20 protein-coding genes and 1 pseudogene are annotated in these 20,064 nt (G+C 65.9%); 14 read left to right on the forward strand and 7 right to left on the reverse strand.

What is annotated here, in order from left to right; translation table 11 throughout:
• Nucleotides 1-12 precede the first annotated feature (12 nt).
• The 7 genes and pseudogenes from AC1PZ7_RS16985 to AC1PZ7_RS17015 all read right to left on the reverse strand — a co-directional run bounded on the left by AC1PZ7_RS16985 (nucleotide 13) and on the right by AC1PZ7_RS17015 (nucleotide 7,241).
• Nucleotides 13-609 (reverse strand): c-type cytochrome, methanol metabolism-related, encoded by a 597-nt coding sequence (locus tag AC1PZ7_RS16985; protein ID WP_482356379.1) that lies wholly within the window; start codon nucleotides 607-609, stop codon nucleotides 13-15.
• A gap of 216 nt (nucleotides 610-825) precedes the next feature.
• Nucleotides 826-2,604, reverse strand: a complete 1,779-nt coding sequence (gene xoxF5 / locus AC1PZ7_RS16990; protein ID WP_482359665.1) for a lanthanide-dependent methanol dehydrogenase XoxF5 — start codon at nucleotides 2,602-2,604, stop codon at nucleotides 826-828.
• Nucleotides 2,605-3,007: 403 nt separating this feature from the next.
• Nucleotides 3,008-3,967 carry a quinoprotein relay system zinc metallohydrolase 2 gene (locus AC1PZ7_RS16995; protein ID WP_482356380.1) on the reverse strand — a complete coding sequence of 320 codons (960 nt, stop codon included), beginning with the start codon at nucleotides 3,965-3,967 and terminating at the stop codon, nucleotides 3,008-3,010.
• Between the two features lie 46 nt (nucleotides 3,968-4,013).
• Nucleotides 4,014-4,418, reverse strand: a complete 405-nt coding sequence (locus AC1PZ7_RS17000) for a c-type cytochrome (RefSeq protein ID WP_482356381.1) — start codon at nucleotides 4,416-4,418, stop codon at nucleotides 4,014-4,016.
• A 188-nt stretch (nucleotides 4,419-4,606) separates the two neighbouring features.
• On the reverse strand, nucleotides 4,607-5,851 hold the full coding sequence (locus AC1PZ7_RS17005) for a carboxylesterase/lipase family protein (RefSeq protein ID WP_482356382.1): 1,245 nt from the start codon (nucleotides 5,849-5,851) through the stop codon (nucleotides 4,607-4,609).
• Nucleotides 5,852-5,939: 88 nt separating this feature from the next.
• Nucleotides 5,940-6,326, reverse strand: a pseudogene (locus AC1PZ7_RS17010) (carboxylesterase family protein); the annotation flags it as partial.
• 12 nt (nucleotides 6,327-6,338) lie between these two features.
• The gene (locus AC1PZ7_RS17015; protein ID WP_482356383.1) at nucleotides 6,339-7,241 is read right to left on the reverse strand and encodes a hypothetical protein; all 903 of its coding nucleotides are present in this window, start codon (nucleotides 7,239-7,241) and stop codon (nucleotides 6,339-6,341) included.
• A gap of 210 nt (nucleotides 7,242-7,451) precedes the next feature.
• On the opposite strand from AC1PZ7_RS17015, the gene AC1PZ7_RS17020 reads away from it, so the two are divergent.
• From AC1PZ7_RS17020 to AC1PZ7_RS17085, 14 genes are all read left to right on the forward strand, one after another.
• On the forward strand, nucleotides 7,452-8,171 hold the full coding sequence (locus AC1PZ7_RS17020) for a carbonic anhydrase (protein WP_482356384.1): 720 nt from the start codon (nucleotides 7,452-7,454) through the stop codon (nucleotides 8,169-8,171).
• A gap of 146 nt (nucleotides 8,172-8,317) precedes the next feature.
• Nucleotides 8,318-8,746, forward strand: coding sequence for a MerR family transcriptional regulator (locus AC1PZ7_RS17025; RefSeq protein ID WP_482356385.1), 429 nt, complete (start codon nucleotides 8,318-8,320; stop codon nucleotides 8,744-8,746).
• Complete coding sequence (locus tag AC1PZ7_RS17030) at nucleotides 8,682-9,095, forward strand: carboxymuconolactone decarboxylase family protein (protein WP_482356386.1); 414 nt, start codon at nucleotides 8,682-8,684, stop codon at nucleotides 9,093-9,095. The genes AC1PZ7_RS17025 and AC1PZ7_RS17030 overlap by 65 nt, the downstream gene beginning before the upstream one ends.
• A gap of 37 nt (nucleotides 9,096-9,132) precedes the next feature.
• Nucleotides 9,133-9,672, forward strand: coding sequence for an AAA family ATPase (locus AC1PZ7_RS17035; RefSeq protein WP_482356387.1), 540 nt, complete (start codon nucleotides 9,133-9,135; stop codon nucleotides 9,670-9,672).
• Nucleotides 9,673-9,904: 232 nt separating this feature from the next.
• Complete coding sequence (locus AC1PZ7_RS17040) at nucleotides 9,905-10,030, forward strand: hypothetical protein (protein WP_482356388.1); 126 nt, start codon at nucleotides 9,905-9,907, stop codon at nucleotides 10,028-10,030.
• Between the two features lie 71 nt (nucleotides 10,031-10,101).
• The gene (leuA, locus tag AC1PZ7_RS17045) at nucleotides 10,102-11,769 is read left to right on the forward strand and encodes a 2-isopropylmalate synthase (RefSeq protein WP_482356389.1); all 1,668 of its coding nucleotides are present in this window, start codon (nucleotides 10,102-10,104) and stop codon (nucleotides 11,767-11,769) included.
• 357 nt (nucleotides 11,770-12,126) lie between these two features.
• Nucleotides 12,127-12,618: a DUF8051 family protein gene (locus AC1PZ7_RS17050; protein ID WP_482356390.1), complete on the forward strand. Its 492-nt coding sequence runs from the start codon at nucleotides 12,127-12,129 to the stop codon at nucleotides 12,616-12,618.
• 211 nt (nucleotides 12,619-12,829) lie between these two features.
• Nucleotides 12,830-13,378 carry a TetR/AcrR family transcriptional regulator gene (locus AC1PZ7_RS17055; protein ID WP_482356391.1) on the forward strand — a complete coding sequence of 183 codons (549 nt, stop codon included), beginning with the start codon at nucleotides 12,830-12,832 and terminating at the stop codon, nucleotides 13,376-13,378.
• Complete coding sequence (locus AC1PZ7_RS17060; protein WP_482356392.1) at nucleotides 13,368-13,733, forward strand: nuclear transport factor 2 family protein; 366 nt, start codon at nucleotides 13,368-13,370, stop codon at nucleotides 13,731-13,733. Before AC1PZ7_RS17055 ends, AC1PZ7_RS17060 begins: the two co-directional genes overlap by 11 nt.
• 8 nt (nucleotides 13,734-13,741) lie before the next feature.
• Nucleotides 13,742-14,095 carry a TfoX/Sxy family protein gene (locus AC1PZ7_RS17065; RefSeq protein ID WP_482356393.1) on the forward strand — a complete coding sequence of 118 codons (354 nt, stop codon included), beginning with the start codon at nucleotides 13,742-13,744 and terminating at the stop codon, nucleotides 14,093-14,095.
• Nucleotides 14,092-14,544 carry an alcohol dehydrogenase catalytic domain-containing protein gene (locus AC1PZ7_RS17070; protein ID WP_482356394.1) on the forward strand — a complete coding sequence of 151 codons (453 nt, stop codon included), beginning with the start codon at nucleotides 14,092-14,094 and terminating at the stop codon, nucleotides 14,542-14,544. Before AC1PZ7_RS17065 ends, AC1PZ7_RS17070 begins: the two co-directional genes overlap by 4 nt.
• 195 nt (nucleotides 14,545-14,739) lie before the next feature.
• Nucleotides 14,740-16,134 carry a sigma-54-dependent transcriptional regulator gene (locus AC1PZ7_RS17075; RefSeq protein WP_482356395.1) on the forward strand — a complete coding sequence of 465 codons (1,395 nt, stop codon included), beginning with the start codon at nucleotides 14,740-14,742 and terminating at the stop codon, nucleotides 16,132-16,134.
• Nucleotides 16,118-18,136 carry a sensor histidine kinase gene (locus AC1PZ7_RS17080; protein ID WP_482356396.1) on the forward strand — a complete coding sequence of 673 codons (2,019 nt, stop codon included), beginning with the start codon at nucleotides 16,118-16,120 and terminating at the stop codon, nucleotides 18,134-18,136. The genes AC1PZ7_RS17075 and AC1PZ7_RS17080 overlap by 17 nt, the downstream gene beginning before the upstream one ends.
• A gap of 235 nt (nucleotides 18,137-18,371) precedes the next feature.
• Nucleotides 18,372-20,024 carry an OFA family MFS transporter gene (locus tag AC1PZ7_RS17085; RefSeq protein ID WP_482356397.1) on the forward strand — a complete coding sequence of 551 codons (1,653 nt, stop codon included), beginning with the start codon at nucleotides 18,372-18,374 and terminating at the stop codon, nucleotides 20,022-20,024.
• Nucleotides 20,025-20,064: the final 40 nt, after the last annotated feature.

Consider the following 20,064-nt stretch of genomic DNA (forward strand, 5'->3'; position numbering starts at 1 on the left):
CGTGACATGGCGTCAGCTCGGTCGTCCGAAGCACTGGTTCTCATTGGCAGTGTACGCCTTCGTCTTGTCCTCGCGCTTGCTGGGGCGCTCGCGGCCGAGCGCGCCATCGGCACGGGCCTTGAGGTAGATGTAGATATCGTCGAGGTAGCACATGACGTTCTTGTTCTCGCCGAAGGCCGGCATCACCTGATCGGCGGTGCCGACGCCGACGGTCTTCTTGCCGTTCACGACGGTTTCCATGAACTGCGCATAGGTCAAGGTCTTGAGCGAGGTGGCCAGCGCCGGCGCGTAGCTCGACCCCATGCCGTCGGGACCGTGGCAGACGTGGCACTCGGCGTGGTAGCGGCGGTAGCCGGAATAGGTGTACCAGTCGAGCGTCCCGTCGGCCTGGATGTTGTAGGTCGGGTCGCCGTCCGGCAACGTGTACTTGCCCAGCTCATCCTTTTCCTTCTCCACCGGCGCCGCCGCGGCGGCGGCCGGAGCGGCCTCCGGCTGCTGGGCCAGGACGGGAGAGGGAAGCGAAAGGGCGGCCGCCAAGATCAGTGCCGACACGCCTGCGGACGCCGGCAGTGCGCCGGAAACAAGCCATCCGCGAACGGTAATCTTCATGAAGCAGTCTCCTCAAGGCGCCGCGAGGGGGCCGGGTCCGGCGCGAGGATGGCGGCCCTGCGGCTCGCCCTCACAACTCGGAATTGTTCTAAGAGTCTCATAAAGCAAGAAGTCCTGAGACGTCGGGGCCTGGCTCACCGGATCAACCGGCGGCCAGGCCCCTCCGTAGCTTTCAGGAATGGCGGGTCCTCGAAAGGAGGCCCCGCCCTCCATGCCTCAGTTCGGCAGCGCGAACACCGTGAGCTGACCACCGAGGTTGGTGTAGCTGGAGAGCGCCGCATAGCCGCCCACCGCACCAAGACCGGCGTTCGGGTCGGTCAGGCCGGCCGCAAGGCCGATGCCCGCCCAGCCACCGACACCCGACAGGATGGCGATGTACTGCTTGCCCTTGTGCTCATAGGTGGTGACGTTGCCGATGATGCCCGACGGGGTCTTGAACTTGTAGAGTTCCTTGCCCGTCTTGGCGTCGACCGCCTTCAGGTAGCCTTCGAGGGTGCCGTAGAACACCACGTCGCCGGCAGTGGCGAGAGCGCCCGACCACACCGAGAAGGGCTCGGGCAGCGACCAGACGATCTTACCCTTGGTGTTGTCCCAGGCGATGAAGTTGCCCATGCCGCCATGGCTGTTCGGCGCGGGATACATCGACAGGGTGGCACCGACATAGGGCTGGCCCGCGGTGTAGCTGACGCGGAACGGCTCGTAGTCCATGCAGACGTGGTTGGTGGGCACGTAGAACAGGTTGGTCTTGGGCGAGAAGGCCGCCGGCTGCTGGTCCTTGGTGCCGAGCGCCGCCGGGCAGATGCCCTTGGTGTTCACGTCTTCGCCACCGTCCTGGGTGGAGTACTTGGCGACCACCAGCGGACGACCGAACGTCTTGCTGTTGCGGTCCATGTCGACCTTGGTGGCCCAGTTCACGGCCGGGTCGAACTTCTCGGCGACGAGCAGCTCGCCCGACACGCGGTCCAGCGTGTAGCCGAAGCCGTTGCGGTCGAAGTGGGTGAGCAGCTTGCGCGGCTTGCCGTCAAACTGCTGATCCGTGAGGATCATCTCGTTGACGCCGTCATAGTCCCACTCGTCGTGGGGGGTCATCTGGTAGACCCACTTGGCCATGCCGGTGTCGGCGTCACGCGCCCACACGGTCATCGACCACTTGTTGTCGCCCGGACGCTGCGAGGGGTTCCAGGTCGAGGGGTTGCCCGAGCCGTAATAGACCAGGTTGGTATCCGGATCGTAGGAGTACCAGCCCCAGGTGCAGCCGCCGCCGATCTTCCACTGATCGCCTTCCCAGGTCTTCAGCGAGGAGTCCTTGCCGACCGGCTTGCCGAGCTCGGTGGTCTTCTCCGGGTCGACGAGAATCTCGCTGTCCGGGCCCATCGAGTAGCCGCGCCAGATCTGCTTGCCGGTCTTGGTGTCGTAGGCGGTGACGTGGCAGCGCACGCCGAACTCGCCGCCCGAGATGCCGACGATGACCTTGTCCTTCACCGGCAGAACGGTGGCGGTGTTGGTCTCGCCCTTCTTCGGGTCGCCGTTGACCACCGACCACTTCTTCTCGCCGGTCTTGGCATCGAGCGCCACCAGCGTGGTGTCGGCCTGATGCAGGAAGACCATGCCGTCGGAATAGGCGAGACCGCGGTTGACGGTATCGCAGCACATCACCGGAATGACGTTCGGGTCCTGCTTGGGCTCGTACTTCCAGACGATCTTGCCGTCATTGCTGAGATCGAGCGCGTAGACGATGTTCGGGAACGGCGTGTGGACGTACATCATGTCGCCGATGATGAGCGGTCCGCCCTCATGGCCACGCAGCACGCCGGTCGAGAAGGTCCAGGCAACCTGGAGCTTGCCGACATTGGCCGACGTAATCTGGTCGAGCTTGGAATAACGGGTATTGGCGTAGTCGCCGGTCTGGATGCCCCACTGCTTGGGGTCTTTCATGATCTTGATAAGTCCATCATTGGCCGAAGCCGGCCAAGCATAGACTACCGCAGCACTCATGAATGCTGCCGCAAGATACTTGCGCATGCCTATTCTCCTCCTGAACGATCCTCCGGGACCGACCGAATTCACGGGCGATCCGCCGCGGCTTGTTTGCCGTTCTGACCTTTCGTCCTCGGCAGCGTGTCACGACCGGCTGGGGGGAGAAGCAGCCGGATCTCACGGGGGCGTCCCGCCCCAAGCTGGCCTACGAACCGGATCGAAGGACGAACCCTCGAAACCCGTTGAAGCCGAAGACGAGGTAACGCTAATCCGAATCCCCAGGACGCGCAATAAGAACTCTTATGAGGAATGTGTCTTATTATGATTTTGCTGCAATAGCGAAGAAATATACAATATACCAGATGTAAATACTTGATTTCGCGTGATTTGCGCTGCGTCAGTCATGCTGCAGTGCAGCATGCTATTCCCATTCCAGCTCGTGATAGGCGGCGATGGCATTGCGTGCGTTGAACTCGTCGAAAAGCGCCCAGTCACCACGTTCCGACGACACGGCATGCGCCGGTGCGTCGCCGATCGGCAGCCCCTCGGCGATGAGACGGCGCATGTCCGCGCGCAGGCCGTCGAGGTAGCGCCGCTCCGGCGCGCCTGCCTGCGGCCATACGACGCTGGCCGGCCCATGGCCGGGCACCGCGCGCTGCGCGGCAATCCCGGCGAGATCGTCAAGCAGCGTCAGCCAGCCTTGCAGGCTGCCGTCGAGCGTGGGGATATGGCCGACGAACAGCAGGTCGCCCATCACCCAGGTGCCGGTCGCGGAATCGAACACGGTCAGATCGTTGTCCGTGTGCGCCGTCGGGTGTGCCCTGAGCTCCAGCGGCCGGCCGCCGAGGTCGATCACCATGCGGTCCTCGACCAGCAGGTCGGGCAGTACGATCTCGGTCCCCTCGGCCTTGGCGCCGAGCAGGCGATTCGCCTGGGCAAGATAGGGCTCTGCCCGCATGGAAAGCGCGCGCGGCATCTTGTGGTGCGCCACGAAGCGCGCGCCCTCGCCGGCGAAGGCGGCGTTCCCGAGCGTGTGATCGGGATGCATATGGGTATTGATGACGTAGCGCAGCGGCCGGTCGGTCACGGCCCGAACCGCCGCCAGCATGCGCGCGCCGGCCAGCCGGCTGTTGCCGGTGTCGATCACCGCCGCCGCCTCGGCGCCGACGATGAGCGTCATGTTGGCGATGGCCCCGTCATTGGCCGGGCCGACCAGCTCATAGGGCGCCCGGTACACATAGACGCCGTCCGCCACCCGCTCCAGCGGCAACGGTTCGAGGGCGGGGGCCGCATGGGCGAAGGAAAGCCGCCCGGCACCTGCCGCAAGGGCGGCGCCGAGAGCAAGGAGGCCACGTCGATCAAGTCGCGGCGAGACCGACATCGGAACACCAGGTCGGACGCCTCCGCGCAGCGGAGGCATCAATTGGCTACTTCTTGGTGCCGTCGGCGTTGAACTGGGCGAGGAACGCCTCGAGATTCGCGCGGTCGGTTTCCTTCGGCAGACCGGCGAACACCATCTTGACGCCCGGCATGTAGGCCTTGGGATTCTCAAGGTACTTGTTGAGCACCTCCACCGTCCACACGTCGCCCTTGGCGTTGTGCTCCTTCAGCGTGTCGGAATAGTTGAAGCCTTCCACCGAACCCATCTTGCGGTCAATGATGCCGTTCAGCTCGGGGCCGACCTTGTTCTTTGCGCCCTCGCCGATGGCGTGGCAGGCCATGCACTTCTTGAAGACGTTGGCGCCCTTTTCGGGATCGCCCGCCGGGCTCTGGGCAAACGCGGCGGTGGTGCCGAGCGCGAGCAGGGCGGCAGTGATAGCAAAGCGGTTCATGGCGTCCTTCCAGGCAGATATCGTTGATTAGCGCCGTCATGCTGCGGCGCTTGCGGCGGGGCGCGGATCATAGCGCCACGGTTAGAATGATCCTAGACGTCGAAAGGTCCAGTACGCCAGATGGGAAATTCGCGACACATTTCGTCGCGGGGAATCCGCCCGGCGCCGCGCCGAGACCTACCCTTAGGTCACTCCTGCGTCAGGATTTTCGGATACAGGTTCCTCCAGAAGCCGCACTTATGGGCCGCGCTTGCGTCGAAATAGCCCACCTTTCCCGGCTGCAGATTCATCACCCGGTCGGCCGAGGTGAAGGGCCCCCATTCGGGTCCTTCCGGCGCTGTGGGCCGGCCGGTGACGGCGAAGCTCGTCCAGTACGCGTTCATCAGGTCGGCGAGCCGCTGCGAGGCGGGCTTCAGATCCGGCCCGGCGACCTTCAGCGTGTTGTCGTAATGGGGAAACTGGTAGGGCAGCTCGGAGGAATGCACCGCCCCCATCTCGAAGCCCGGATCGGTCGCGGTGACGGCGGGCGCGGCCTCATCGCCGAAGACGAACTCGTAGACCGGCACGAATTTGCGCATCAGCAGGCCGGTCTCGAGATACACGCAGTTGTTGATCCCGACATCCGGCCGGAAGTCCGACCAGACGGTGCCGAGCGCCGTCGGCGCCGATGAATAGGCCGTAACCGGATACTGCGCCTCGACGGCCGCCGCGGCGTCGCCATAGACCGCCTTGAGCTGATCCGCGTAGTTCTCCGCCGTGATCGTCTCGCCGCCGAGCACCGCATAGGCGACATAAAGTCGAAGCTCGTCGCGCGTCCCCCCATTGATGATGGGCACCTGCACGAACTTGCCGGCGGGAATCGCCTCGGCACCCGGCAGCGGCACCGTCCTGGTGCCGATCACCGGCTCGAAGGTGATGATGCTCGAACCGGCGACCGTCGCCCCGGCGTCCAGCAGCGCCCTCACCGGCTTCGCCCGGAGGCAGGACAGCGCGGTTGCGGCGTCCGGGCAGCCGGCGAGTTCGGCGATCTTGACGCCGGTCTGCTCGCCCTCGGCGAGTGTCGGAAGCGGCGTGACGCAGCCCGCGCTCTGCACGATGGCCTTCTGAAACAGCCCTGTGGTCTCGTCGGGCGCGAGGATGTGCATGCACACGCCCGCACCTCCCGCCGATTCGCCCGCCAGCGTGACATTGTCCGGGTCGCCGCCGAAAGCCGCGATGTTGCGCTTCACCCAGGCGAGCGCGGCGCGCTGGTCCTTCAGCCCGTAGCCGCCATTGTAGTCGGCGCCGAAGCCGGGATGGGCGACGAAGCCGAACACGCCGAGACGGTAGTTCATCGACACCACGACGAGGTCGCCGCTCTTCGCCAGCGCGTCCAGCGGATACAGCCCGCTCGACCCGCCGACGAAGGCGCCGCCATGGATCCACACCAGCACCGGCCGCCGGGTGCCGGGTGCCGGGTGCCTCGTTCAGCTTGTGCGGCACCGTCACGTTGACGAAGAGGCAATCCTCGTCGTCGCTGGCCTCGGGAATTCCATAGCGCTCGAGCTGGGGGCAGGCGCTGCCATATTGCGTGGCGTCACGCGTGCCGGTCCACGGCTCGACCGGCTCGGGAATGGCGAAGCGCCGCTCGCCGGTCGGCGGCTTGGCGTAAGGAATCCCCTTGAAGCTGAGCAGGCCGTCGGCGAGGACGCCGCGTACCGCGCCGTCCTTCGTCAACACGATCGCAGGGTCCGGCGCGGCGCCGGCGTGCAGCACGCCGAGCAGCGAGAGCAGCGCGGCCGCGCCAAGCGCGCGGAGCGATCCGCCTGATAAACGTCTCATTACGTCAGTCCCCGTGGATCGGTGCGGAACGGTACCTTGATATTCACCCGTTCCACTATCATCCCACCGGCCGACGTGGGAACGCATCGGCACTTCCTCTCAATTGACAGCGGGCGGCACCGTCATCTCGTCCAGCAGTCCCACGAAATGGATCATCTGCGAGGCCGACCACTGCTCGAACTCGGCGAGGAAGACGTCGTCCATTCGGGCGAGGCTGCCATCGGGTGCGACCGCGAACCAGCCATTGGCCTCGGCCTCGGCCAGCAGTCGGCCGACATGGGCGGGCGAGACCTGCAGCCGCCCGGCAAGTGCGCGCCGGCTCAGCGGTTCCGCCGGCGGAGCGCCGTCGACCGTCTCGGCATAGTGGCGCCCGATCACCGCCGCCAACAGCGGATAGCCGCAGTCGCGCAGCGTGAAATGCAGCACGCCGGGAAAGCCATGCAGCAGCGTGCCATGGGCGAGGACATAGGCCCCCGACCGGCTGATCAGCTCGCCGAGCCGGTTGGGATCGTCGAGTGGCGCGGCCCGGCCCGGGCGGCGCTCCTCGATCGCGTCCATCGCCTCGACGAACCGCCGCACCGAGCGGCCGATCTCCGCCGTCACGATCGGCGTCGGCCGCAGCAGAGTGGTGCGCCGATCCGCCGGGTCCGCTTCCACCTCCACCAGCCGCCCCGCCTTGAGCGCGGCGACGAAGCCGGCGGTCTGGCGGGGGCTGGCCCCTGCCACCTTCTGCAGCGCCGATAGGGTCGGCCGCGGCCCGCCCCGGTTGCGCCAGGCGTAGTAGTTGTGGATCAGCATGAAGCAGACGAGATAGCGCCCGAGCTGGTCGAACAGCTTGTAATAGGGCCACGGGATAGCGGCGCCGGCCGCCATGCCGTGGCAGTAATGCGCCAGCGCGGGCCGGAACCGCTGGTTTCGCAGCAGCCGGTCGACGGCAGCACCGAAGCCTTCAGGCATCTCCAGCGCCGGCCGCCGGGTCGGCGCCTCCGCTGCCTCATTCAACCGCTGCCTCGGCATATGCGCATACCTGCAAAGTTTGGGCTGGCGCGTTTGCGCTACGTAGAAATACTGGGCGCGGAGTCGGTCGCGAAGACATCCGCGCGCGAGGAGGACGTAACCCTACCTGCGCGGATGGCGAACGCCCAGTCATCCGGTCGACCGCCCTTCGGTCCGGCCACCCCTCACAGGACGCTTCCGAAAGGATTTCCTGCCATGTGTGACCAGCACCCGTTCGCCCTCTCCCGCCGCCGCGCGCTCGGCGCCGGCCTCGGCTTCGCCTCGGCCGCCTTCCTCGGCGGCTTTGCCCTGCCGGCGTCGGCGGAAGCGCCGGTGACCGCGCCGAACGCCATCAGCCCGGACGAGGCGCTGAAGCGGCTGGTCGAAGGCAATGCCCGCTATGTCGCCAACGCGCCGGCGAACAAGGACTTCTCCGCCGGCCGGGCCGCCCGCACCACGGCACAGTACCCCTTTGCCGGCCTGGTGAGTTGCGCCGATTCGCGCGTGGCGCCGGAACTCGCCTTCGATCAAGGGCCGGGCGAATTGTTCGTCGTCCGCGTCGCCGGCAACTTCGTCAATGATGACGGTCTCGCCAGCCTCGAATACGGCGTGAAGTTCCTCGGCATGCCGCTCATCATGGTGCTCGGCCACACCAATTGCGGCGCGGTGGCCGCGACCATCAAGGTAGTGAAGGACAATATCAGCCTCCCCGGCCATCTCGATGATCTGGTGAGCAGCATCAAGCCGGCCGTCGAGATCGCCCTGAAGCAGAAGCCCGACGACCCGCTCAACGCCGCGATCATCGAGAACGTCCGCTACAATGTCGCGGGCCTCAAAGGCGCGACGCCGATCATCTCCGAAGCCGTCGCCAGCGGGAAGGTCAAGGTCGTCGGTGGCCTCTATGACCTCGCCACCGGCGCGATAACGCTGGTCTGACACGTCGCCGCGCCATCCGACGGGTCGCGCCGCCGAAAGCGCGGCCCGGAGGGCAAGGCCCGTACCTTAACTCTTCATGGGAGCCCTTGACTTAGAGTGCGCTCGAACTCGTATCTGTTTCTGCGTCGTGGCGAGAACAGGCGCTCATGAAGATCGGTGAACTGGCGAGGCGTTCGGGACTGTCGGCCCATACCATCCGTTACTATGAGCGGATCGGTCTGCTTCCCTACGCCGACAGGGACCGATCGGGCCAACGTGACTACGACGCATCAATCCTGACCTGGATGGAATTTCTCGACCGTCTCAAAACGACCGGGATGCCTATCCGGGAGATGCTGCGCTATGCGGCCTTGCGGGAGCGCGGCGTCGACACCGAAGCGGAGCGAGGCGCGTTGCTCGAACAACACCGCGAGCGGGTCCGCGCCCATGCGGCCGAACTGCAAGCCTGCCTTCTCGTCCTCGACACCAAGATCGCCGGCTATGCCGGCCTGGAACAGAGGATGACAGACCATGACGCAGCACCACCCGAACGGCGGCGAAAGCCGGCTGGAACGCGGCCAGCGCGCGCTCGCTGAAATCGACGGCCAGGCCGGGGCCAACGTCATCGCCGCGCTGGCCGATATCGCTCCCGACTTCGCCACCTACGTGTTCGAGTTTCCCTTCGGCGACATCTACTGCCGTCCCGGCCTCGATCTCAGGTCACGGGAAATCGCCACCATCGCGGCGTTGACGGCCCTCGGCAACGCCGCGCCGCAACTGAAGGTCCATATCGAAGCCGGATTGAACGTCGGTCTTTCCCGCGAGGAAATCACCGAAACCATCATTCAGATGGCCGTCTATGCGGGCTTTCCCGCGGCGCTCAACGGCCTGTTCGCGGCCAAGGAAGTCTTCTCGCACCGGACCGATCAGGATTTGGCGGGATGAGACGATTGTTTCCTGAAGAAAGGCAAAGAGCATTTTGATGAATGGACTTGTCGTGATTTCGGGCTGCTCGGGTGGCGGAAAATCGACCCTGCTCGCCGAACTGAAGGCGAGAGGTCATGCGGTTGTTGAGGAACCCGGCCGCCGTATCATAGCCGAAGAGACGGCACGGGGCGGAACGGCACTACCTTGGATCGATCTCGCGGCCTTTCTGCATCGTGCGATCGACATGGCGCTGGCGGATCGCGCGGCGGCTGCGGAACATGACGGTTGGGTGTTCTTCGATCGCGGTCTTATCGATGCTGCATCCGCGCTAGAGGCTTTGACCGGCGAACCTGTCTTGCGCCGGGTCTGTCCGGCGCACCGTTATCATCCCCGTATGTTCATGGCGCCGCCATGGCCTGAAATTTACGCGACTGACGCGGATCGCAAGCACGACTTCGAGGTCGCGCTCGCCGAGTACCGACGATTGGCGATGGTCATGCCTGCCTTAGGATACGAAGTGTTTACCCTGCCCAAGACCTCGGTCTCGGCCCGTGCCAATTTCGTCCTGGCGACTCTTTCGCCCGGCACCATGTAGTCCGACCATTCATCGGCGTCGCCGATCGCAATAACGTCGACACGCCGGCGAAGCCGCCATGACCGACTGACGGTGGCCCGGCCGGATGCTTGACAGCTTTTGCCGAACCCGCTTTCATCCGCGCATCATGATCGACACCGCGTCCGTGACCCTTCTGCGACTTTTCTGCCCGGCCTCCTGAGAGGACCGGGTTCGTCGCCGTTCGTGTTCTGTGATCCGCGGGAAATACCACATGTCGTTCATCGACAAGCCGGAGCGTTCGGCCCGGCGCAACTTCTCCCAAACGCGACTCGTCGCACAGCACTTCGGCATTGATCCGATTGCCGCCCTGCGACTTATCGGCAGCCGTCGGGCCTGACGGCACCCGACGGCTGCACCCTGGCCGTATTCGTCCCCTTCTCGAATACACCCAGCGGAGACGCACCCACCATGTTGCGCGATCCTTCCATCAAGTACGCCCCCTTTGCCCATACCGACCTGCCCGACCGCACCTGGCCGTCGCGGGCCATCACCAGGGCCCCGCGCTGGCTCTCTACCGACCTGCGCGACGGCAACCAGGCCCTGATCGACCCGATGGACGCGGAGAAGAAGCGACGCTTCCTCGACATGCTGCTAAAGATCGGCCTGAAGGAGATCGAAGTCGGCTTCCCCTCCGCCTCGCAGACGGAGTTCGACTTCATCCGCCATCTGGTGGACGGCGACCTCATTCCCGACGACGTGCACATCCAGGTATTGACCCAGGCGCGGCGCGATCTGATCGAACGCACGTTCGAGAGCCTGCGCGGGGCGCCGCGCGCCATCGTGCACCTGTACAATGCCATCTCGCCCGCCTGGCGCCGCGTCGTCTTCGGCCTGGACCGGGCCGGCATCAAGGACATCGCCGTCAGGGGCGTCACCATCCTGCGCGAACAGGCGGAGAAATACCCCGAGACGCGCTGGACCTACGAGTATACGCCCGAAACCTTCAGCACGGCGGAACCGGACTTCGCGATCGAGGTGTGCGAGGCGGTGCTGGACGTGCTGCATCCGACGCCCGATCACCCCGTCATCCTGAACCTGCCCGCGACAGTCGAGGCGGCCGGCCCCCACGTCTACGCTGACCAGATCGAGCGCTTCTGCCGCCAGATCAGCCGCCGCGATAGCGTCGTCATCAGCGTCCACCCCCACAACGACCGGGGCACCGGCGTCGCCGCCGCCGAACTGGCGGTGCAGGCCGGTGCCGACCGGGTGGAAGGCTGTCTGTTCGGCAACGGCGAGCGTACCGGCAACGTCGATCTGGTGACCCTGGCATTGAACATGTACACTCAGGGGGTCGATCCGGGCCTGGACTTCTCCGACATCCAGTCGGTCGTTCAAACTGTGCAGTACTGCAACCAGATCCCCGTGCACCCACGCCACCCCTATGCCGGCGAACTGGTGTTCACCGCCTTTTCCGGCTCACACCAGGACGCCATCAAGAAAGGCCTGGAGGCTCAGGCGGCCCGCAACGACACATCGTGGAACGTCCCCTACCTGCCCATCGACCCGGTCGACCTGGGCTGCAGCTACGAAGCGGTGATCCGCGTCAACAGCCAGTCGGGTAAAGGCGGCGTCGCCTGGGTGCTGGAGCAGGACAAAGGCCTGAAGCTCCCCCGCGCCCTGCAGGTGCACTTCAGCCGCGTCGTCCAGGGCCACGCCGACGAGACCGGCCGCGAGCTGACCGCCGCCGACATCTGGGCCATCTTCCAGGACACCTACCTGCCGGCCGGCGACCGACGCTTCGATCTGATCGACTACCGGGAGACAGGCTCACCCCGCAGCCCCGATCGCATGTTCGTCGGCCGCGTGAGCATCGGGCGCGAGGAACGCTCGATCAGCGGCCGCGGCAACGGCCTGCTGTCCAGCGTGCTCGCCGCGCTGAAGGCCGACTGCGCCATCGACATGGATATCCTCGACTACCAGGAGCACGCCATCGGCCACGGCGGCGATGCGCGCGCCGCCGCCTATGTGCAATGCCGAACCGCCGACGGCCACGAGGTCTTCGGCGTGGGCATCGATACCAACGTGACAACGGCGTCGGTGCGCGCATTGCTGAGCGCGGCCAACAGCTTGGGGTGATGTTCCTCCCAACCGGGCCGGAGGGACCACCCGGCCTGCACAGGCGGATCGAAGCCATGGGCGAGTGTCTGAAACACGCATCCGCGCGGAAGGCCGGGGAAACCGCCCCGGCCGAGCGCCCGCGATCCCTTGCACCGCGCCAGGGGCAACGCCCCCCAAGCGACTGCCCGGCATGAGCGCCAGCAGGTGTCGGGCGAGAAGCCGACCGGTGGTTTGCATTGAACGCGCAAGGCCTCGACCAGCAGAGCGCCTTCGCTCTCAACCGCAGGGCTTCACCCTGTTCACCGCGATGCTCGCGCCAAGTACGGGCGTCAGCGCATTCGCGCAGGTTGCCACGTCATCTTAAGGATTAGTCGAATGTCAAGCTCGCGCTATGTCACCCCCACTCTCTTGGTCGCTTCCGCTTTGAATTTGGCGCTGATGGTGCCCGGAGGCTTCGTCGAAACGCGTGATTTTAGCGCCTATCCCGCCATGGTGCTGGGCGCATTCAATGTGTTTCTGACCGTGCTCGGTTTGGGAAGCCTCGTGCTCGCATATATCATCGTAAAAACCAGCAAGGGAAACGGCTGGGCCGGGCTTGCCGGTCTCGCCTTCGTCGGCGTCTACCTGCTCGATCTCGGTCGTATTTTCCCCGTGCCGCCCAATCCGATGTCGACGCTCCTGGCAACGCTGGAATGGATCGGTGCAGGACTGGGTGTAGCCTTGGCTGCATCGTCCGTTGCGCTTCGCGGCGCGGCGAACACAGCAACCTCGGCCAAGCCAACTCTTCCTGTGAAGGTCGTGTTAGGCCTCGTCCTCGCGGCGCTGATCATTGTCGCTTTTGCAACCAGGTCGGCAATGGGCATCTAGACCGCATAGCGGCATAGGGGGCGGCGACCGCAAAGGCCATGTGCCGCGCAGCAGGCCACGTCAGAAGGCTATGGCGTAGACGTACTTCTCGTCCGGGTCTCCCGCGGCCCGCGGCCTTGGCGGGAACGGACCTGTTCCCTCCGCGAAGGGGCTTGACCTCGTTTCATAACGCAAATTATATAATGCATGCTATGAAATGGAGCCCCCGAAAATGGCCCGGCCACGTAGCTTCGACGAAGACCGTCTCCTAACCGGGGCGATGCACATGTTCCGCCGTCAGGGCTTTGCCGCAAGTTCCGTGCGCGATCTGGAGGAGGCGACCGGCATGACCTCCGGAAGCCTCTATAACAGCTACCGCGACAAGCGGGGTCTCTTCGAGGCCGCATCCGCCCACTACAACCGGACGGTCCTCGCCCGCCGTATCGCGGACCATGCCCCCGAGGGCGCGGGCATAGCGGGCGTTCGGCAGCTGTTCCTGTCCCTCCTGCGTGAGCCGGACGGAGGTTCGTCCGGCTGCCTGATCACCAACAGCGCGGTCGAATTCGGCCGCAAGGATCAGGCCGGTTTCGTCACCGAGGGGTTCGCCGTCCTCCGCGATTGCTTCGCCGACCGCCTCGGCGGCAACGACACTGAGGCCGTCGGCCTGCTCGCGCTCTATCAGGGCATCCTCGTTCTGATCCGGGCCGGCTACGACAAGGCCGCGCTCGAAGCGATGATTGCGCAGCATTTCGAGACATTGGAGAAGCGCCATGGATGCTGAAGCGCTCTGGCCCCGCTATGCCGCGATCTGGTCGTCCGATCCGGCGCGGCGGGAGAGCGAGCTGAAGGAATGCCTCGCCGACGACGCCAGCTACTGCGATCCGAACGGTCCGCTGAGGGGCCGGGCCGCGCTGTCCGACTATATGGCCGGCTTCCAGCAGAGCGTGCCGGGCGGGCGTTTCCGGATCACCCAGGTGATCGCACACAACGGCCGGTCTCTCGCCCGATGGGTGCTCCAGAATGCGGATGGTGCCGTGCTGCAACTCGGCGCGAGCTTTGCCCATCATGATGCCGAGGGGCGCCTGAAGGAGATCAGCGGGTTCTTCCCGCTGACGTCGCCAGATCCCACGGCGTGAGCCTCCACATGACCTCGCAGCGGGTGCTGGCCGAGGAGTACGCCGCCAGGATCGAAGGGCTCGGCCCGATTACCGTGCACCGGTATTTTGGGGGCGCGAGCCTGCGGGCCGATGGCGTTCAGTTCGGCTTCGTCATGAAGGGCGCGCTCTATCTCAAGGCCGACGAGGTCAGTCGCGGCGCCTTCGAGCGACATGGCTGCGCGCCGTTCAGCTACGCCGGCGCCTCCGGGCAGGTGACGGTCGCGGCCTATTACGAGGCACCGGGCGAGGCACTCGACGACCCCGAAGGCTTGTCCGGCTGGGCGGCGGATGCGCTCAGGGCCGCCCGCTCGGTCCCGCAACGACAGCGGACCGCATCATGAGACAGATCACGTTCCACACGTCCGGCCGTCCGGCGGATGTGGCCGAATGCATCGACGTGCCGGATCCAGTTTTGACCTCGGATGACCAGCTTCTGGTACGGGTCGACATGTTCCCGATCAATCCCGCCGATCTTCTGCTGTTTCGCGGCATCTATCCGCGCAACCCGGCGAATGGGGATACGCTCGGCAATGAAGCGACGGGCATCGTCGAGGCGGTTGGTGCCGCGGTGCGCGGCATTGCACCGGGAGACCGCGTCGTCTCGCTCCGCACGGACAATTGGCATGAACTGCTTCTGCTGGGCGTCGCGTCCACGGCGGTACCGATGCTCGCCGTCTATGCGCTTATTCGTCGGGCTGACGCTCCGTCCGCCCCGACTGCGACCCTGTTCATACCGGTTGTTGCGGTATCGATCAGCACGCTCGCGCTCGAAGAGGGCCTTTCGCTGTAACTTCTCACCGGGCTTGCCGGCGCCGTCCTGGGTGCATCCATGTTCACGCGGACGTAGCCCCGCCTGACCATCGCGAAGGCACGTCGCTCGACCATGCCGTCTCGCCTAGCCAGGGCAAGTTTCTTGTCACGACCTGTCCGTTGTCGCTAGTTTCCAGGTCAAACAGAATAACAATGCCCCTGGGAGGTACGTCTGGTGGAAGCGGCGGAACGGCCCAAGGGGGTGTTGCCTGGAAATCCGGAATTCGGGACGAGCTTGCGGCAGGCGGCCATTCTCGTCGTCGACGACGAGCCTGGCATCCGCAATTTCCTGCTGCGCACGCTCGGCCCGCGCTGCCGCCTCGTCGACGAGGCCAGCGATGCGGGAGAAGCCTCTCGCAAGATGGACGAGCGGCATTACGACGTCGTGATCGTCGACAATATCATGCCGGGGACGACTGGCATTCGCTGGCTCGGCGAGCAGCGCGCCATCGGCTTCTATTCGGACGCCATCCTCATCACCGCCTATGCGGACCTTGAGACCGCCATCGAGGCGCTGCGGGCCGGGGCGGCGGATTTCGTCCTCAAGCCGTTCCGCTCCAACCAGATCCTGAACGCGGTCGCCCGCTGCCTCGACCGTCAGGGATTGCGGCGCGAGAACATGGTGCTGCGGCAGGAACTGCGGGCGAATGGCGACGGCATCGCGCCGCATAAGCTGCTGGGCCAGTCGCCGGCGATCCAGGCCGTCCGCGAAGCGGTCGCGCGGGTGGCGCCGCTCCCGACCTCGGTGCTGCTCACCGGCGAGTCGGGTACGGGCAAGGAAGTGGCCGCGCGCGTTCTCCACGCCCTGTCCGAGCGTGCCGGCAAGCCCTTCGTTCCGGTGAACTGCGCGGCCATGCCGCCGGAAATGGTCGAGAGCGAACTGTTCGGCCATCTGAAAGGATCCTTCACCGGCGCCCACGCCGCACGCGAGGGCCTGTTCGTCCATGCGAGTGGCGGCACGCTGTTCCTCGACGAGATCGGCGAACTGCCGCTGGCCATGCAGAGCAAGCTGCTCCGCGTGCTGGAGGAGCGGCGGGTGCGCCCGGTGGGCGCCGAGCGCGAGATGCCGGTCGATGTCCGCCTGATCTTCGCGACCAATCGCGACCTTGAGCGGGACGTCGCGGCCGGCCGCTTCCGGGCCGATCTTTATTACCGCATGAACGTGATGCAGATTCGGCTGCCACCGCTGCGCGAGCGCCGCGAGGATATCGAGACACTGGCCCTGCAATTCATCGCCGCTCTCTCGCGCCAGCTCGGCCTGCCGCCGATCGCGCTCGACGAGGAAGCGCGCGCGGCCCTGCGGGCCTATCGCTGGCCCGGCAACATCCGCGAGCTGCGCAACGTCATCGAGCGCTCGCTCATCCTCGGCCGCTTCGCCAACGACCTGCCGGTCCACCGTGCGCCGTCCTCGGTTGGCGAAGGGCAAAGCCTCGACGAGTTGGAGCGCCGGCATATCCTCGCCATGCTGGAGGAAACCGGCTTCGACCGGACAGAGGCCGCGCGCCGGCTCGGCGTGTCGCGCAAGACCATCGACCGCAAATGTGCGCAGTGGCATGTCGGCTCCAACTGACGCGACCTTCCGGCGGCGGGCCATCCCGGTGCGGATGCGCCTCCTGGCCATCGCCCTGCTGCCGACGCTTGTCGTCGTCCCCTTGCTGCTCGGCGCCACCATGGTGCGCTGGAACGCCAAGTTCGACGCCTTGCTGCAATCCAAGGTTCACGGCGACCTGACGATTGCGCACCAGTATTTCGCCCGCATTCTGGAAACGACGGGCGACCATATTCAGGCGCTCGTCCTCTCGGCGCAGTTTCAGGACCGACTGAAGGGCGGGAAGGACATCGACCTCGCGGGCCTCCTTGAGGAGCGGCGACGCGCGATCGGCCTCGATTTTCTCTATCTTCTCGGCGCCGATCGCCAGCTTCTGGCCTCGGCTGACCCGCGACCGGCTGGGCCGATCGAAACCGCGGGGCCGGTGACGGACGCGGCCTTCGAGGGCACCGCGCGCACGGCGGTCGACGTGTTCAGCGCGGCGCAGCTGGCCGCCCTGTCACCCGAGCTCGCCGCCCGCGCGCGCATCGAGATCGTGCCGACGGCGGGCGCCGCGCCCTCGCCCGAAACCGTCGAGACCAAGGGCATGGTGGTTCATGCGGCCGCCGCCGTCCCGCTGCCGGACGGGCGCACCGGCGCGCTGGTCGGCGGCATCCTGCTGAACCAGAATCTCGTCTTCATCGACACCATCAACGACCTCGTCTATCGCGAGTCCAGCCTGCCGGACGGGAGCGTCGGCACGGCGACGCTGTTCCTCGACGATGTGCGCATCAGCACCAATGTCCGGCTGTTCGAGGGACGGCGCGCCCTCGGCACGCGCGTCTCCAACGCGGTGCGCCAGTCGGTTCTCGTGGAAGGGCATGTCTGGCTCGGCAGCGCCTTCGTCGTCAACGACTGGTACATGTCCGCCTATGAGCCGATCACCGACAGCGCTGGCGCGCCGGTCGGCATGCTCTATGTCGGTTTTCTCGAACAGCCCTTCACCCACTCGAAGCAGATCACCCTTGTCGTGATCGTGCTGGCGTTCCTGCTCGTTACGGCGCTGAGCGTGCCGATCTTCCTGCGATGGGCCCGTTCGGTGTTCAAGCCGCTCGAGCGCATGGACGAGACCATAACGCGGGTCGAGGCCGGCGAGCGCGGCGCGCGCACGGCGCTGGCCTATACCGACGACGAATTGGGGCGCGTCGCCCGCAATCTCGACCGGCTGCTCGACCAGCTCGCCGAGCGCGAGCGCGAACTCCTGGACTGGAACGACACGCTCAATCACCGGGTGGAGGAGCGCACCCAGGCGCTGGAACGCGCCAATCGCGAGATCGAGGCGACCACACGCCAGTTGATCCTCTCGGAAAAGCTGGCCGCGGTCGGCGAGATCACCGCCGGCATCGCCCATGAGATCAACAACCCGATCGCCGTCATCCAGGGCAATCTCGATGTCCTGCGCGAGATTATCGGCCTGCACGTGGACGGGCGGACGGAATTCCGGCTGATCGACCAGCAGATCGGCCGGATCAGCGACATTGTCGGCCGACTGCTGCAATTCGCGCGGCCGGACGAGTATGCGGACGGGGCGGAGCGCACCGTGCCGGGCGAGGTGGTGGCCGACAGCCTACCGCTGGTCCGGCACCTGCTGGAGCGCGCCTCCATCGCCGTCGAGATCGAGGATAGCGCGACGCGGCGCGTCCGGATGAACCGGACCGAATTGCAGCAGGTGCTGGTCAACCTCATCGTCAACGCGATCCACGCGATGCCCGACGGTGGCCGCCTGACGCTGCGCTGCGAGGACGCGCACCTCAACGGGCGGCCGGGCGTCGGCATCGAGGTCGCCGATACCGGCACCGGCATGGCGCCGGAGATCATGGCGCGGATCTTCGATCCGTTCTTTTCCACCAAGGCGGCGCAGGGCAACGGCCTCGGCCTGTCGATCACCCGCAAGCTGGTGACCCGGCAGGGCGGCGAGATCAGCGTCCGCAGTACCCAGGGCGCGGGAGCCACCTTCACGGTGTTCCTCGTGGAAGCCGACTGAGCCACGACATCCGGCGTACGGACAGAATGTCCCGCCAGCCGGACATTTTGTCCGTAGGCGCCCCGCCTCTATGCTCTAAATATTGAAATATAACAACAATTTCTTCTGGCACGACCGTTGCTGAAGATATGTCGCCGTAACACGGCGGAAGATCAGGCACGGCCGCACTGGGTCACCATCCAGCGTCAGCAGGCCCGACTTCCCAAAAGCAACACCACAATTTTGGGAAACGCTCATGACGTCACTTCCTTACGACACGACGCGCCCGCCTCCCGTCGCCGGAGTACTCGACCGCGAGCGGATCGTCGCCCGCGCGGGCTTTAACCGGTGGCTGGTGCCGCCCGCCGCGCTGGCCATCCATCTGTGCATCGGTATGGCCTATGGCTTCAGCGTGTTCTGGCTGCCGCTGACCCGCGCCGTCGGCATCGATCAGTCTGTTGCGTGTCCGGGCATGACGCTGGCGACCGCCCTGTTCACCACCGCCTGTGACTGGCGCGTGGCGGATCTCGGCTGGATCTATACGCTGTTCTTCGTGCTGCTCGGCTCCTCCGCCGCGCTCTGGGGCGGCTGGCTGGAAAAGGCCGGCCCGCGCAAGGCCGGCGTGGTCGCCGCCTTCTGCTGGAGCGGCGGCATTGCCATCGCGGCGCTCGGCGTCGCCGTGCATCAGCTCTGGCTGATGTGGCTCGGCGCGGGCGTCATCGGCGGTGTCGGGCTCGGGCTCGGCTACATCTCGCCGGTATCGACGCTGATCAAATGGTTTCCCGACCGCCGCGGCATGGCGACGGGCATGGCGATCATGGGGTTCGGCGGCGGCGCGATGGTGGGTGCGCCCCTCGCCGATGCGCTGATGAACAGCTTCAGGGGCCCCCAGACCATCGGCGTGTGGCAGACCTTCCTCGTCATGGCCGGCATCTATTTCCTGTTCATGATGGCAGGCGCCTTCGGCTATCGCGTGCCGCCGGAGGGCTGGCGCCCGGAAGGCTGGACGCCGCTGGCGGCGCGCTCGAAGATGATCGCCGCCCATAGCGTACATCTGCGCGACGCGCACAAGACGCCGCAATTTTGGCTCATCTGGCTGGTGCTCTGCCTCAACGTCTCGGCCGGGATCGGCGTCATCGGCATGGCCTCGCCCATGTTGCAGGAGATTTTCGGCGGCCGGCTCATCGGCCATCCGGAACTGGCCTTCGCCGCGCTCGACCCGGTGCAGAAGGCCGCCATTGCTGCCATCGCCGCCGGCTTCGCCGGGCTGGTGTCGCTGTTCAACATCGGCGGCCGGTTCTTCTGGGCGACGGCGTCCGACCGGCTGGGCCGCAAGAACACATTCTATGTCTTCTTCCTGCTCGGCATTCTTCTCTATGCCAGCCTGCCCTCGGTCGCCCATCTCGGCAGCCAGGCCATGTTCGTCGCCGTGGTCTGCGTCGTCATCTCCATGTATGGCGGCGGCTTCGCGACCGTACCGGCCTATCTCGCGGACATCTTCGGCACCCAGTTCGTCGGCGCCATCCATGGTCGGCTGCTCACCGCCTGGGCCACGGCGGGCATCGTCGGTCCTGTGGTGGTGAACTACATCCGCGAGTTCCAGATCAATGCGGGCGTGCCGCGCGATCAGGTCTACGACACCACCATGTATATTCTGGCCGGCATGCTTGGACTGGGACTAGTGGCCAATGCGCTGGTGCGGCCCGTCGCGGCGCGCTGGTACATGAGTGACGCGGACATGGCGGCGCTGAAGGCGACGTCCGCCGCCGCGGACAAGGACGTCTCGGGCTCCTTCGGCATCGGCCGGGGCGGGCTGGATGCGACGGCGGCGCTGGCCTGGGCGGCGGTCGGGGTTCCGCTGCTGTTTGGCATCTGGATCACGCTGAAGAAGACGGCAGCTTTGTTCTGAGGTGCGGCAGCAGCGACGACTGAGGTGTCGCTGCTGCCGG

The organism is Ancylobacter sp. TW_SC_1 (genome assembly GCF_056836805.1).

Excerpts from the sequence above, each read along its gene's own strand:
- AC1PZ7_RS17050 (WP_482356390.1), top strand. The coding sequence starts at position 12,127 with ATGTCAAGCTCGCGCTATGTCACCCCCACTCTCTTGGTCGCTTCCGCT.
- AC1PZ7_RS17035 (WP_482356387.1), top strand. The coding sequence starts at position 9,133 with ATGAATGGACTTGTCGTGATTTCGGGCTGCTCGGGTGGCGGAAAATCG.
- AC1PZ7_RS17055 (WP_482356391.1), top strand. The coding sequence starts at position 12,830 with ATGGCCCGGCCACGTAGCTTCGACGAAGACCGTCTCCTAACCGGGGCG.
- AC1PZ7_RS16985 (WP_482356379.1), bottom strand. The coding sequence starts at position 609 with ATGAAGATTACCGTTCGCGGATGGCTTGTTTCCGGCGCACTGCCGGCG.
- xoxF5 (WP_482359665.1), bottom strand. The coding sequence starts at position 2,604 with ATGAGTGCTGCGGTAGTCTATGCTTGGCCGGCTTCGGCCAATGATGGA.
- AC1PZ7_RS17040 (WP_482356388.1), top strand. The coding sequence starts at position 9,905 with ATGTCGTTCATCGACAAGCCGGAGCGTTCGGCCCGGCGCAACTTCTCC.
- AC1PZ7_RS17085 (WP_482356397.1), top strand. The coding sequence starts at position 18,372 with ATGACGTCACTTCCTTACGACACGACGCGCCCGCCTCCCGTCGCCGGA.
- AC1PZ7_RS17030 (WP_482356386.1), top strand. The coding sequence starts at position 8,682 with ATGACGCAGCACCACCCGAACGGCGGCGAAAGCCGGCTGGAACGCGGC.
- AC1PZ7_RS16995 (WP_482356380.1), bottom strand. The coding sequence starts at position 3,967 with ATGTCGGTCTCGCCGCGACTTGATCGACGTGGCCTCCTTGCTCTCGGC.
- AC1PZ7_RS17065 (WP_482356393.1), top strand. The coding sequence starts at position 13,742 with ATGACCTCGCAGCGGGTGCTGGCCGAGGAGTACGCCGCCAGGATCGAA.
- AC1PZ7_RS17060 (WP_482356392.1), top strand. The coding sequence starts at position 13,368 with ATGGATGCTGAAGCGCTCTGGCCCCGCTATGCCGCGATCTGGTCGTCC.
- AC1PZ7_RS17080 (WP_482356396.1), top strand. The coding sequence starts at position 16,118 with ATGTCGGCTCCAACTGACGCGACCTTCCGGCGGCGGGCCATCCCGGTG.
- leuA (WP_482356389.1), top strand. The coding sequence starts at position 10,102 with ATGTTGCGCGATCCTTCCATCAAGTACGCCCCCTTTGCCCATACCGAC.
- AC1PZ7_RS17000 (WP_482356381.1), bottom strand. The coding sequence starts at position 4,418 with ATGAACCGCTTTGCTATCACTGCCGCCCTGCTCGCGCTCGGCACCACC.
- AC1PZ7_RS17020 (WP_482356384.1), top strand. The coding sequence starts at position 7,452 with ATGTGTGACCAGCACCCGTTCGCCCTCTCCCGCCGCCGCGCGCTCGGC.
- AC1PZ7_RS17070 (WP_482356394.1), top strand. The coding sequence starts at position 14,092 with ATGAGACAGATCACGTTCCACACGTCCGGCCGTCCGGCGGATGTGGCC.
- AC1PZ7_RS17025 (WP_482356385.1), top strand. The coding sequence starts at position 8,318 with ATGAAGATCGGTGAACTGGCGAGGCGTTCGGGACTGTCGGCCCATACC.